We start from the raw sequence: 13,175 nt of genomic DNA, 5'->3' as shown, positions 1-13,175 counted from the left end.
GTCATATGGCGGGCGCCCCGGAAGAGAAGAGAAGACATGCTCATCAGCCAGCGACCGACCCTCTCCGAGGAGTCGATCAACGAGACCCGGTCCCGGTTCACCATCGAGCCGCTGGAGCCGGGCTTCGGCTACACCCTGGGCAACTCGCTGCGGCGTACGCTGCTGTCGTCCATCCCGGGTGCGGCCGTCACCTCGATCAAGATCGACGGTGTGCTGCACGAGTTCACCACCATCCCCGGGGTCAAGGAGGATGTGGTCGAGCTCGTCATGAACATCAAGGAGCTCTGCGTCAGCTCCGAGCACGACGAGCCGGTCAGCATGTACCTGCGGAAGCAGGGCCCGGGCGACGTGACCGCGGGTGACATCCAGCCGCCGGCCGGTGTGTCGGTGCACAACCCGGACCTGAAGCTGGCCACCCTCAACGGCAAGGGCCGGCTCGACATGGAGCTGACCGTCGAGCGGGGTCGTGGCTACGTCACGGCGGCGCAGAACAAGCAGGCGGGCGCGGAGATCGGCCGGATCCCGGTCGACTCGATCTACTCCCCGGTGCTCAAGGTGACCTACCGCGTCGAGGCGACCCGGGTCGAGCAGCGGACGGACTTCGACCGGCTGATCATCGATGTCGAGACCAAGCCGTCCATGGGGCCGCGTACCGCACTGGCCTCGGCCGGTTCGACGCTCGTGGAGCTGTTCGGGCTGGCCCGTGAGCTGGACGAGACCGCCGAGGGCATCGACATCGGCCCGTCACCGCAGGACGCGCAGCTGGCGGCGGACCTGGCCCTGCCGATCGAGGAGCTGGACCTGACCGTCCGCTCCTACAACTGCCTCAAGCGCGAGGGCATCAACTCCGTTGGTGAGCTCATCGGGCGTACCGAGGCCGACCTCCTCGACATAAGGAACTTCGGTCAGAAGTCGATCGACGAGGTCAAGATGAAGCTCGCCGGGATGGGTCTCGGGCTGAAGGACTCGGCTCCGAACTTCGACCCGGCGCACGTCGTGGACGCCTTCGGCGAGGCCGATTACGACACCGACGACTACCGCGAGACCGAGCAGCTCTAGTCCGCGCTGCCGCCACACCTGAGGAGCACCAAGCATGCCCACGCCCACCAAGGGCCCCCGCCTCGGCGGCAGCCCCGCGCACGAGCGGCTGATGCTGGCCAACCTGGCCACCGCGCTGTTCCAGCACGGCAAGATCCAGACCACCGAGACCAAGGCCCGGCGGCTGCGTCCGCTCGCCGAGCAGCTGATCACCAAGGCCAAGCGGGGCGACCTCGCGTCGCGCCGCCGGGTGCTGACCGTGGTCAAGGACAAGGACGTGGTCTACGCCCTGTTCGACCAGATCGCGCCGCGGTACGCCAACCGCAACGGCGGCTACACCCGGATCGTGAAGACCGGTCCGCGCAAGGGCGACGCCGCGCCGATGGCGATCATCGAGCTGGTCGAGGAGCTTCAGGTCGCCGAGCCGAAGGCGAACAAGAAGACCGCCGGTCGTAAGGCCGCCCAGCAGGACAAGGTCGAGGCGCTGGCTCCGGCCGACGAGGCCCCCGCGACCCGGTCGGCCGACCAGGACGCCGAGCCGCCACAGTCGGCCTCCGGTGACACCGCCGCTGCCCGCGAGGACAGCGACCTGGCCATCGAGGAAGGCAAGGCCTGACCAAGGCCGGTTGAAACAGGCCCTGAGGCCGTTGTCGGGCCCGGCATCCCCACGGGGGTGCCGGGCCCGATTCGTCGAGGAGGTACCACGTGGACGAGCGCACCCGGGTGCGACTGGACGTCGCGTACGACGGCACGGCCTTCTCCGGCTGGGCCGCCCAGCCGGGGCGGCGTACGGTCGCGGGAGTGCTTGTCGAGGCGCTGGATCTGGTGCTCGGTGCCGGTGTCGCGGCCGGCCTGACCGTCGCCGGCCGCACCGACGCGGGGGTGCACGCCAGCGGGCAGGTCTGTCACCTGGACCTGCCCGTCGACGTCTGGCGGATGCACGAGGGACGGCTGCTGCGCCGGTTGGCCCGGCTGCTGCCGACCGATGTGCGGGTCCGGGCGATGGGCGCGGTGCCGGCCAGCTTCGACGCCCGTTTCTCGGCGACCTTCCGCCGCTACGAGTACCGGGTGACCGACGCGCCGTGGGGTGGTGACCCGCTGCGCCGGCACGAGACCCTGGCCTGGCCCCGGGCGCTCGATCTCGACCGGCTCGCCGCCGCGGCGGCCGGGCTGGTGGGGGAGCACGACTTCGCCGCGTACTGCCGGCGCAAGGAAAACGCCACCACGTTGCGGGAGGTGACCAGGCTGGACTGGCGGCGCGACGTCGACGGGATCCTGGTCGCCACCGTGCAGGCCGACGCGTTCTGTCAGGCGATGGTCCGTAGCCTGGTCGGCGCCATGCTGGTCGCCGGCGACGGTCGCCGACCGGTCCGGTGGCCGGCCGACCTGCTGACCCGTCGGGAGCGGGCCAGCGAGGTGACCGTGGCACCGGCGCACGGACTGACCCTGGTGGCGGTCGGCTACCCCGACGATCCCGCCGAGTACGCGCGCCGGGCCGAGGCGACCCGACGGCTACGGGTACCCGCCGACAGTTGAGCCGCCGGCCGCGCCTGCCGTCGTCGGCGGCCGGTCAGTCCTCGGTGGACTCGTCCTGGCTGCCGGTGTCGTCGGCGGGTTCCTCGGTCGGCTGGCTGGCCGTTCCGCCTTCGGCCCGCCGCTCCAGCACACCCTGGTTGAGGTGCTGTTCGAGCATGTCGAACAGGATCTCGCGGACCCCGGTGTCACCGGAGCGGATGGTGGCGCCGTCGGTGCGGGCGACCACCGCGTAGGCGATGTAGTGACCGCGTACCTGCCAGCCGACCCGGGCCGGTGCGGTGGCGACGACCTCGGTGCCGTCCCCCGCCGACATGCCGCGGAAGCGGCCCTGCCGCTCGTCGAGCAGTTGGCGGATCCGGTCCCGGGCCCGCTCGGCGCTGGACCGGTCGGTGAGGTTGAACAGTCCCGTGGTGACCAGGTGGTCGCCGTCCGGTGCGCGGAGGGTGGCCCGGACGACCTGGTTGCAGCCGAGCCGGACCAGCAGGTCCGAGACCTCCCCGGTGGCGGCCACCGCGCAACTGGCGCTGGACTGGGTGCGGAGCACCTCGTAGCCGTTCTCGCCGTCGCCGACGGCCAGCGTGCTGGCGGGGAAGACCTCGCGGGCGGTGAGCGGCGCCTGATCGGTGTCCCGGGAGTCGAGGTCGCTCGCCTCGGCGGGCACCGTGCCGCGGGTGGTGTCCGGTGCGGCGCTGGGCGCGGCCTGTTGACCGATCAGGGTCCGACCGTCCAACAGGGTCGCGGCGGTGAGCCCGCAGAGGGCGAGCAGCACCAGCGCCGCGGCACCGCCGATCAGCACCTGCCAGGTGCGACCGCCGCCCCGGCGGGGCGGCGGCACGACAGTCGTGGTGCCGGTCTCCGGCGGTGCCGCCGCCACGCCGACAGGCACCGCGTCGTCGGGTGCCACCGGTGCCGCGTCGTACCGTGGTGCCGGCTCCTGCGTGGCGGGAAACGCCTCGCGTGGCGGTGCCGACGACGGCACCATGATCTGGTTCGGCCGGGCCAGCGACGGGGTGGGGAAGCGCGACGGGGACGGCCCTGCCGGGGGCGGCGGTCCGGGCCGGGGCGCAGCGTTCTCAGGCTCGTCGTCCCGGTAGGGGACGTATGCGTCCTCATCGGAGTCGTACCGATACACCATGTCGTCCAGAGTAGGGATGTTTATCCCTTTAGTAGGTATTTTGCGGAAACGCGCTGGACGAACGTGTCGGAGCCACCGCGACAGCCGCACCTTCGGCCCGGTCGGCACTCGGTGCGAGAATGTGCCGCGTGACCGGGGACCACTACTTCGCCGCCCAGCCGAACGCGCCCGCCCAGACGCGTGAGGTGCAGTTCACCGTCGCCGGCCGCGACTACACCCTGGCCTCCGCGGCCGGAGTCTTCTCGGCCACCCGCCTCGACCCGGGCACCGCGGTGCTGCTGCGCAAGGCCGACCTGCCGGATGCCGCGGCAGCCGGCGATCTGCTCGATCTCGGCTGCGGGTTCGGCCCGATCACCTGCGTGCTCGCCACGGTCGCGGTGACGGCGACGACCTGGGCGGTGGACGTGAACGAGCGGGCCCGGCTGCTGACGGCCGAGAACGCCGCCCGGCTCGGTCTGTCCGACCGGGTACGGGTGAGCGCACCCGAGGAGGTGCCCGCCGACCTCCGTTTCGCGCAGATCTGGTCCAACCCGCCGATCCGGATCGGCAAGGACGAGCTGCACCAGATGCTGTTGCGCTGGCTGCCCCGGCTCGCCCCGGACGGGGTGGCCTGGCTCGTGGTGGCCCGCCACCTCGGCGGTGACTCGTTGCAGCGCTGGCTGGTCGAGCAGGGGTGGCAGGTGGCTCGACAGGCCAGTCAGAAGGGGTTCCGGGTGTTGCGCGTCACCCGCTGACCGGGTAATCGGTTGGCCCGTCGGCCCGGCTCGGGGAGGATGCCCGCGTGGGATACGTGGACGTGGCGGCGGTCGGGCATGTGCTGCCCGACGGGCGGGAACTCTTCGCCGACGTGTCGTTCCGGGTCGGTGAGGGTGCCAAGGTGGCGCTGGTCGGGCCGAACGGTGCGGGCAAGACGACGTTGCTGCGGATGGTCGCCGGTGACCTGCCGGTACGCTCCGGCGCGATCGCGCGCACCGGTGGACTGGGCGTCATGCGCCAGTTCATCGGCATGATCGGTGACGAGTCGACGCTGGCCGACCTGGCCCTGTCACTCGCGCCACCGCCACTGCGCGACGCCGGTCGCCGGCTGGCCGAGACCGAGGCGGCCATGCGCGAGGCCGAGCTGCGCGGCAAGTACAGCACCGCCGCCGGCAGGGCCCAACTGGCGTACGCCGACGCGTTGGCGGCCTGGGGTGAGACCGGCGGGTACGACGCCGAGGTGCTCTTCGACACCGTCGCCACCATCGTCCTCGACCTGCCCTGGGACACCGCCCGGCAACGCCCGGTCCGGACCCTCTCCGGTGGGCAGCAGAAACGCTTCGCGCTGGAGTTGTTGCTGCGCGGTCCCGACGAGGTGCTGCTGCTCGACGAGCCGGACAACTTCCTCGATGTGCCCGGCAAACGCTGGTTGGAGGCGCGGCTGCGGGAGTCGGCCAAGTCGGTGCTCTACGTCTCGCACGACCGGGAGCTGCTGGCGCACACCGCCGACCGGGTGGTCGCGGTGGAGGGCGGCAGCGCCTGGGTGCACCCCGGCGGCTTCGCCAGCTGGCACGCGGCGCGCGTGTCACGGCACGACCGTCTCGACGAGCAACGCAAACGGTGGGACGAGGAACACCAGAAGCTGCGCGAGCTGATGCTGATGTACAAGCAGAAGGCCGCGTACAACTCAGGCATGGCCTCGCGGTATCAGGCGGCGCAGACCCGGTTGCGCAAGTTCGAGGAGGCCGGGCCGCCGCCCGTACCGCCGAAGGAGCAGGACATCCGGATGCGGCTGGCCGGCGGACGGACCGGCAAGCGCGCGCTGGTCTGCGAGCAACTGGAGCTGGACGGCCTGACCTATCCGTTCGACCTGGAGTTGTGGTACGGCGACCGGCTCGCGGTGCTCGGCGCCAACGGCACCGGCAAGTCGCACTTCCTTCGTCTGCTGGCCCGGGGCGGCACGGATCCGGACCCGGCGAACGGCCCGGTCGACGGCGCGGCGGTGCTGGCCCCGGTGGCGCATGACGGGGTGGCCCGGCTCGGCGCGCGGGTCCGACCCGGTCACTTCTCCCAGACCCACGACCGGCCGGAGCTGATGACGCGGACGCTGGTGGAGATTCTCTGGCGGGGCGACGAGCACCGGGCCGGCATGGATCGGCACGCGGCCATGGCGGCGCTGTCCCGGTACGAGCTGGCGGGGCAGGGCGACCAGCGCTTCGGCACCCTCTCCGGCGGGCAGCAGGCCCGTTTCCTGGTGCTGCTGCTGGAGCTGTCCGGCGCGACCATGCTGCTGCTGGACGAGCCCACCGACAACCTCGACCTGGCCTCGGCCGAGGCGTTGGAGGCCGGGCTCACCGCGTTTTCCGGCACGGTGGTGGCGGTCACCCACGACCGCTGGTTCACCCGTACCTTCGACCGTTTCCTGCTGTTCCGGGGCGACGGCGAGGTGGTCGAGACCGACGAGCCGGTCTGGGACGTGGCCTGACCCAGGGCCGGCTGCGGTCGGCCCTGCGACCTTCTGACCGGGCGACATATGGTGATCTGGTGAGTGAGATGACCTATCGCCGGTTGGGCGACTCCGGGCTCGTGGTGTCCGTCGTGGGGATCGGCTGCAACAACTTCGGCCGCAAACTCGACCCGGACGGCACGCGCGCGGTGGTCGACGCGGCCCTCGACGCCGGGATCAACTTCTTCGACACCGCCGACATCTACGGCGAGCCGCACGGCGCCTCGGAGGCGCAGCTCGGCGCGGCGCTCAAGGGCCGCCGGGACGAGGTGGTGCTGGCGACCAAGTTCGGCATGTCGATGGCCGGCAGCAACGGACGGGACTTCGGGGTACGCGGCTCGCGGCGGTACGTGATGCGGGCGGTCGAGGCGTCGCTGCGTCGGCTGGACACCGACTACATCGACCTGTACCAGTTCCACGAGCCGGACCCGGGCACCCCGATCGACGAGACGCTGTCCGCGCTGGACGACCTGGTCCGCGCCGGCAAGGTGCGGTACCTCGGCAACTCCAACTTCGCCGGCTGGCAGATCGCCGACGCCGACTGGACGGCGAGGAGCCGGGGACTCACCCGGTTCGTCAGCGCCCAGAACCACTACAGCCTGCTCAACCGGGACGCCGAGATCGAGGTGCTGCCGGCCTGTGACCGGTTCGGGTTGGGCATGCTGCCGTTCTTCCCGCTGGCCAACGGGCTGCTCACCGGCAAGTACAAGCGGGGTGAGGCGCCGCCCGCCGGCAGTCGGCTGGCCGGCGGCGGCCGGTACGCCCAACGGCTCGCCGCCGCCGACTGGGACACCATCGAGGGCATCGAGGCGTACGCCGCGCAGCGGGGTGTGCCGATGCTGCACGTGGCGATCGGTGGGCTGGCCGCCCAACCGGCGGTCACCTCGGTCATCGCCGGAGCCACCACGCCGGAGCAGGTGCGCGCCAACGCCGAGGCCGGCTCCTGGCACCCCACCGAGGACGACCTCAAGGCACTGCGCACCGTGCTCGACAGCTGACCGGAACGTGGCGGGGCCCCGCCCGGCGGATGCCGGACGGGGCCCCCTGTGTGCACACCTGGAACTGTCGGTCAGAGGCGACGCCCCGGGGCCAGGCGGGTGGGGTCGCCGCCGAGGCGGCCGGCACCCTTGACGGACTCGCCGTCGTTGGCGCGTACGCCCATCTTGCTGGCTGCGCCACCGAGCCGGACGATCATGGCGTCGGCGTCCCGGATCAGCACGTCCCGGATCTCCGCCTCGCCAACCAGATCGGCGTCGCCGGCCAACGTCCGGAACGCGGTGAGCTGGTTGATCGCCCGTCGGTCGTTGCCTTCCGCCTCCGCCGTACGGGCGTTGGAGAGCCGCTTCGACAACTGGTTGTACGCCTTGTTGCTGAGTCGGCCCGTCGCCTTGAACCGGTCCAGCAGGTTCTGCATGTCCCGGAACGAGGTGGTGACGAAGAAGCGGACCGTGCTGGTGGTGGCGTTGCCCGCCTTGTCGGTCGCCGTGACGGTCAGCTCGTGCAGGCCCAGCGGCAGCTCGTACATCGCCTGGAGGGTGCCGCTGACGTAGGGACGGTCGTCGAGCTGGCCGACCACGGTCGCGATGCCCGAGGTCGGGTCGACCGCCTGCCAGGACACCCGGACGTCCTGGCTGTCACCGTAGAGCTGGCCGTCGGCGATGCCGGAGACCAGCAGGGTCGGCTTGGTGCCGTCGATGCGTACCACCGCCGCCTTCAACGTCTCGGCGTTGCCGGCGGTGTCGGTGGCCCGGTAGAGCAGCTCGTGGTCGCCGTCGCCACTGATCTCGACCGGCTCGGTATACGGCGTCCAGTCGCCACCGTCCAGCGACCACTCCAGCAGCGCCACCCCGGAACCGGCGTCGGTCGAGGTGAGCACCACCGGGATGGTGCCGTCGTGCCAGCCCTCGTCGTTCGCCGGGGCGAACGTCGCGGTGCTGACCGGCGCGGTGGCGTCGATGCGGACGGTGACCGTCTTCGTCTCCTCCACGTTGCCGGCCTCGTCGACGGAGCGGAACCGCAGCTCGTGCTCGCCGTCCCCGGTCACCGGCACCGGTGCGGTGTAGGCGGTCCACTCGGTGGCGTCGTCGAGCTGGTACTCGGTGCGCGCCACCCCACTGCCACCGTCCTCGTCGGCGGCGGTCAGGGTGACCGTCGCCGGACCGGTGAGCCAACCCTCGACCGGGGTGCCGGACACCTCGGCCGTGGTGACCGGCGCGGTGTCGTCGTCCGGTCCGGTCTCGGTGGAGAACCGGAAGTAGTCGAACGACGCCGACTTCGAGGCGGTCTGGTTGCCACCGAGGGTGAACACGCCCACCTTCGGGGTAGCCCCCACGGCCGCGTTGGTCAGCTCGGTCAGGGCCGTCCAGGTGGTGCCGTCGGCCGAGTACGACCCGGTGAAGGTGTCACCGGTGCGGGCCAGCCGCAGATACCACTCGGCCGAGGTCAGGTTCTCCGCACCCGGCTGTGGATCCTGGATCGTCCCGTCGATCTCGCTGCGCAGCTCGATCCGCCGGGACACCGGCTGGCCGGCCTGGTTGTCCACCACGAAGTCGAACTTCAGGTAGTTGTCGTCGTCGCCGTACACGATCAGACCGGCCTGCTGGTACTGCTCGTCCAACAGACTGCCGTCGATCTTGGTCTCCATCGTCCAGTCGCCGGCCGGCGTGTTCTGAAGGATGAAGTTCGTCGGCCCGGTGTTGTTGGTGCCGTAGATGTCACCGTTGGGCACGTCGATGTGCAACGAGCCACCGCTGACCCGGTAGGCGCTCAGGTCCTCCCGGAGGATCGCGTTCCACCGGCACTTGTCCAGCGAGATGCCGGTGAACTCGTCGGACGGGTCGACCGGGCCGGCCGGCTCGTCCGGAATCACCTGGAACCAGTCGAACGCGGCGTCCACGACGGGCGCGTCGGTGCCGCCGTTGAGGGCGAACAGGCCGATCCGCGGGTTCTCGATGCCCTCCAACGCAGCCGAGCGACCGACCGGGGTGAAGGTCTGACCGTCGGCCGAGAGCGCGGCGGTCAGGCTGGTGCCGTCGCTGCTCACCCGCAGGTAGACGGTGTCACCCGCCGGTGCGTCGGTGCTGTCGGCGGCCTCGTTGCGCGGGGTGCCGGCGGTCTCCCGGATGAACTCCACCCGCCGGCTGCCGTTGTAGAGCAGGTCCACCTTGGCGTAGTTCTCGTCGTCGCCGTAGACCAGCAGGCCGGCCTGCTGGTAGTTGGCCGTCACCGGCAGGGTGACCTTTGTGGTCGCCTGCCAGGCTCCCGACGGTGCCGGTTGGAGCACCAGGTTGGTGGCGTCGTTACGGCTGCCGTAGAGGTCACCGGCCCCGGTGGGAAGTCGCAGCGCGCCGTCGGAGACGGACAGGAGCTGGTTCTCCCGCACCACGCTGGTCCACCGGTCGCGGTCGAGCGTGTCACCGTCGAAGTTGTCCGAACGTGCCCCGAGGCACGACGTGTTCGGCGAGTCGACCCGGACCGGCACGGTCGCGTACGACCGGGCACCACGGCTGTCGGTCACCGTCAGGGTGGCGGTGAAGTTGCCGGGTGCCGCGTACGTGTGCTCGGCCTGGAGCGTGTCCGCCGTGCCGCCGTCACCGAAGTCCCACTCGTACGTCAGCGGGGTGTCACCCTCGGGGTCGGTGGCGGTGCCGCCGAACGCGATGGTGACCGGCGCGGTGCCGGTGGCCGGCGTGGCGGTCGCGGTGACCGTCGGCGGCGCGTTGTCGGTGACGCCCTTGCCGACGAAGTCCGCCCAGTTGACGTTGAACAGCGATCCCGCGCCGCCCGCCGGGTCCTGGGCGACGAAGTACAGCGAACCGCTCGCCGCACCGGTCACCGGCGCGGTGACGTCGGTGTAGGTCTGCCAGTCGCCGGTGCCCGGTACGGTCGCCGAGGCGACCACCGGACCGTCGACCGCGCCGGCCCGCACCTCGATCACACCGCCGCTGGTCGCCGAGGCGACCCGGAAGCGGATCTCGTCGATCTCGGTCAGGTCGGCCGGTACGACCGACCACCAGTCGCCGTCCTCGATGGCGCCGATGTTCTGGCCGCCGCCGGCAGAGTCGCCGGTGGTCTCGCGCATCACCCCGGCGTCACCGCCGCCGGTGCCGTCCTCGGTCCGGCCGGTCGCGGTGAAGTACTCGGCCTGCTTGCGCTTGGGCTGGAGAATCTCGATCGCCCGGCCGGTCAGCGGGTCGGCCCCACCGGAGCCGCCCTGGTCGGTGTAGGTCGCCTCGAAGACGGTGAAGACGTTCGCCTCGGCACCGTGCCCGGCGGCGAGCTGGGTCTGCACCGTGCCGGTGCAGCCGGTGTGCTGCTCCAGCGGGTGGGCGTGCTCGTCGTGACCGAGCAGGACCTGGAGCTGGACGTCGTCACAGTCGATCGTCCCGTCCTCCGGGTCGGTCACCGTGATCGTGTACTTGACCTGGTCACCCCAGTCGAAGAAGCCGCCGTTCGGCGGAAACTCGATCTCCACGGTCGGCGCGGTGTTGCCCACCGTGATCGGCACGTTCGCCACCGCCGTACGCCCCTTGGGGTTGGTGACGGTGAGCTGGGCGGTGTAGTTGCCCGGCTCGGCGTACGTGTGGGTGGGGTTGGCCTCGGTGGAGGTGCCACCGTCGCCGAACGTCCAGGCGTAGGTGAGTGCTCCCCCGTCGGGGTCGCGCGATCCGGCGCTGGAGAAGGTCACCTCCAGCGGTGCCTGCCCGGAGGTGGGCTCGGCGGTGGCCACCGCGATCGGTGCCCGGTCACCGGCGATGTAGTCGATCCGGTAGACGCCGGAGTTGTCGTTGTTGCCGCCGAAGCCGCTGCCCCACTCGATCAGGTACATCGCACCGTCCGGACCGAACTCGAAGTCCATCGGGCGGATGAAGGACATCCCGGTGAGCAACTGGTTGATGTCGACCAGTTCGGTGCCGTCGGCGGAGACCTGCATCGTGTACATCTTCGACTGGTTCCACTCGCCGAGCAGCGCCTTGCCGTCGTAGTACGCCGGCCACTTGCGGTTCGAGTCGAGGTCGGCGTCGTACCGGTAGACCGGGCCGCCCATCGGCGCGCCACCGCCACCGATCTCGGGGTAGCGCGGGTCACCGCCATAGCCGTAGTCGACGGTGGCCGGGATGGCCGGCGGCAGGTTGGTCAGGCCGGTGTTGTTCGGCGAGTTGTTCACCACGGCGGCGCAGTCGAACTTCGGACCGCTCGGGCCGGAGGGGAACTGGTAGTCGTTGTACGCCTCGTTGGTGCCCGTGCAGTACGGCCAGCCGTAGTTGCCCGGTTCGGCGACGATGTTCCACTCCACCAGGCCCTCGGGCCCACGGTTCGGGTTGTCCGACGAGGCGTCCGGGCCGTAGTCGGCGACGTAGAGGGTGTCGGTGGCCGGGTCGATGCCGATCCGGAACGGGTTACGGAAGCCCATCGCGTAGATCTCGGGCCGGGTCTGTGCCGTACCCGGCGGGAAGAGGTTGCCCTCCGGGATGGTGTACGTCCCGTCGTCCTCCGGGTGGATCCGGATCACCTTGCCGCGCAGGTCGTTGGTGTTGCCGGAGGTGCGCTGCGCGTCGTAGTCGGCGCGTCCGGGCCGCTCGTCGATCGGCGTGTACGCGTCCGAGGAGAACGGGTTGGTGTTGTCCCCGGTGGCCAGGTAGAGGTTGCCATCGGAGTCGAACGTCATGGTGCCGCCGGCGTGGCAGCAGGTGTTGCGCTGGGTGTCGACCTGGAGCACGACCTCCTCGGTGGCCGCGTCGATCGAGTCACCGCTCACCGTGAACCGGGAGAGCAGGTTGCGCGCCACCCCGTCGTTCGGGGCGTAGTAGAGGTAGACCCAGTTGTTGGTGGCGAAGTCCGGGTCGAGCCGGATGCCGATCAGGCCGTCCTCGTTGCCGGTGAAGACGTCGAGGTCGATGGCGGTGACCGTGTTGCCGGTGTCCGGCTTGACGACCTGCACCCGGCCGTCGCGTTCGATGTAGAACACCCGGCCGTCGGGGGCGATGTCCAGCTCCATCGGGTTGCTGGTGTTGCTGTCCAGCGTCACCTTCTCGAAGCTGGCGGTCAGCGACGCCCCGCAGTCGGCGCCCTGGATCCCGGCCGCGGTGCGGATTCCGCCGAGCAGGTGGGTGCGGAACTCCGGCTCGGCGTACGACTCGTCGGTGTGGCCGCCGCCGGTGTACCAGGCTCGGCCGCCGTCGTAGTCCTGGCACCAGGCGATCGGGTGGTCGTGCCCCATCGCGCCGGAGCCGGGGTTGTAGCTGGTCTCGTCGAGGGTGGCCAGCACGTGCACCGAACCGCGCGGGTTGGTGCGGTAGTTGTACCACTCGTCGAACCGGGACCAGCGTCCCGGCAGGTGGGCGGTGGAGGGGTGAGCCGGGTCCTCCACCTTGACCGTGGCCTGCTGGTTGGCCGGGTGGCTGTTGAAGTACGCCCCCACCAGTTCGCCGTACCAGGACCAGCTGTACTCGGTGTCGGCGGCGGCGTGGATGCCGGCGTAGCCGCCACCGGCCTGGATGTAGCGCTCGAACGCCGCCTGCTGGTCGGCGGTCAGCACGTCTCCGGTGGTGGAGAGCCAGATGACCGCCCGGTACTGAGCGAGGTTCGCGTCGGTGAACGCGGCGCCGTCCTCAGTGGTGTCGACGGTGAAGCCGTGCTCGGCGCCGAGCTCCTGGATGGCGGCGATGCCGGTGGGGATGGAGGCGTGGCGGAAGCCGGCGGTCTTGGAGAAGACCAGCACCGAGAACGTCTCGGCGGCGGCCTCCGGAACCGCCTGGGCGACGGGGGCGGGCGCGGCCTGTGCGGCCGGGGCCGCGAGAAGCATGCTCGCGGCGAGGCCGAGGGAGAGAACGGCGGCGGTCAGGGGTGCGCGGGCACGAGGTGTTCGGGGCACTCCGGTCTCCTTTGTCCTTGCTGGACAGGGGTCACGGGGTCGGCCCGCCGAAGACCGTCCCTGATGGAGCTGGTCCGGACACCTTGCCGAAGGGGGCCGGGCCAGCATTT

The 13,175-nt window shown here is 70.9% G+C and carries 8 protein-coding genes; 6 read left to right on the top strand and 2 right to left on the bottom strand.

Annotation, left to right across the window (positions count from 1 at the left end; translation table 11 throughout):
• Positions 1-36 precede the first annotated feature (36 nt).
• The 3 genes from ENC19_RS15605 (at position 37) to truA (ending at position 2,574) form a co-directional block, all read left to right on the top strand.
• Positions 37-1,059 carry a DNA-directed RNA polymerase subunit alpha gene (locus tag ENC19_RS15605; RefSeq protein WP_013735931.1) on the top strand — a complete coding sequence of 341 codons (1,023 nt, stop codon included), beginning with the start codon at positions 37-39 and terminating at the stop codon, positions 1,057-1,059.
• Positions 1,060-1,093: 34 nt separating this feature from the next.
• Positions 1,094-1,654: a 50S ribosomal protein L17 gene (gene rplQ, locus ENC19_RS15600; protein ID WP_164447877.1), complete on the top strand. Its 561-nt coding sequence runs from the start codon at positions 1,094-1,096 to the stop codon at positions 1,652-1,654.
• 89 nt (positions 1,655-1,743) lie between these two features.
• The gene (gene truA / locus ENC19_RS15595; protein WP_164447876.1) at positions 1,744-2,574 is read left to right on the top strand and encodes a tRNA pseudouridine(38-40) synthase TruA; all 831 of its coding nucleotides are present in this window, start codon (positions 1,744-1,746) and stop codon (positions 2,572-2,574) included.
• A gap of 34 nt (positions 2,575-2,608) precedes the next feature.
• On the opposite strand, the gene ENC19_RS15590 is transcribed toward truA, so the two are convergent.
• A complete protein-coding gene (locus ENC19_RS15590) occupies positions 2,609-3,709 on the bottom strand; it encodes a hypothetical protein (RefSeq protein ID WP_164447875.1) in 1,101 nt (366 codons plus the stop codon).
• Positions 3,710-3,837: 128 nt separating this feature from the next.
• Here ENC19_RS15590 and ENC19_RS15585 point away from each other — a divergent pair, with 128 nt between their 5' ends.
• The 3 genes from ENC19_RS15585 (at position 3,838) to ENC19_RS15575 (ending at position 7,189) form a co-directional block, all read left to right on the top strand.
• Positions 3,838-4,443 (top strand): class I SAM-dependent methyltransferase, encoded by a 606-nt coding sequence (locus tag ENC19_RS15585; protein ID WP_164447874.1) that lies wholly within the window; start codon positions 3,838-3,840, stop codon positions 4,441-4,443.
• Positions 4,444-4,490: 47 nt separating this feature from the next.
• Entirely contained in the window at positions 4,491-6,170 is a 1,680-nt protein-coding gene (locus tag ENC19_RS15580) for an ABC-F family ATP-binding cassette domain-containing protein (protein ID WP_164447873.1), read from the top strand.
• 68 nt (positions 6,171-6,238) lie between these two features.
• On the top strand, positions 6,239-7,189 hold the full coding sequence (locus tag ENC19_RS15575) for an aldo/keto reductase (RefSeq protein WP_164447944.1): 951 nt from the start codon (positions 6,239-6,241) through the stop codon (positions 7,187-7,189).
• A gap of 71 nt (positions 7,190-7,260) precedes the next feature.
• Here the strand turns inward: ENC19_RS15575 and ENC19_RS15570 are convergent, their stop codons facing one another.
• Positions 7,261-13,065, bottom strand: a complete 5,805-nt coding sequence (locus ENC19_RS15570) for a ThuA domain-containing protein (protein ID WP_164447872.1) — start codon at positions 13,063-13,065, stop codon at positions 7,261-7,263.
• Positions 13,066-13,175: the final 110 nt, after the last annotated feature.

The organism is Verrucosispora sioxanthis, from assembly GCF_010560025.1.
Classification (GTDB): Bacteria; Actinomycetota; Actinomycetes; order Mycobacteriales; family Micromonosporaceae; genus Micromonospora; species Micromonospora palythoicola.
Note: the sequence above shows the minus strand (reverse complement) of the source record. Positions and strands in the feature narration are given on the sequence as shown.

Excerpts from the sequence above, each read along its gene's own strand:
- ENC19_RS15575 (WP_164447944.1), top strand. The coding sequence starts at position 6,239 with ATGACCTATCGCCGGTTGGGCGACTCCGGGCTCGTGGTGTCCGTCGTG.
- rplQ (WP_164447877.1), top strand. The coding sequence starts at position 1,094 with ATGCCCACGCCCACCAAGGGCCCCCGCCTCGGCGGCAGCCCCGCGCAC.
- ENC19_RS15590 (WP_164447875.1), bottom strand. The coding sequence starts at position 3,709 with ATGGTGTATCGGTACGACTCCGATGAGGACGCATACGTCCCCTACCGG.
- ENC19_RS15605 (WP_013735931.1), top strand. The coding sequence starts at position 37 with ATGCTCATCAGCCAGCGACCGACCCTCTCCGAGGAGTCGATCAACGAG.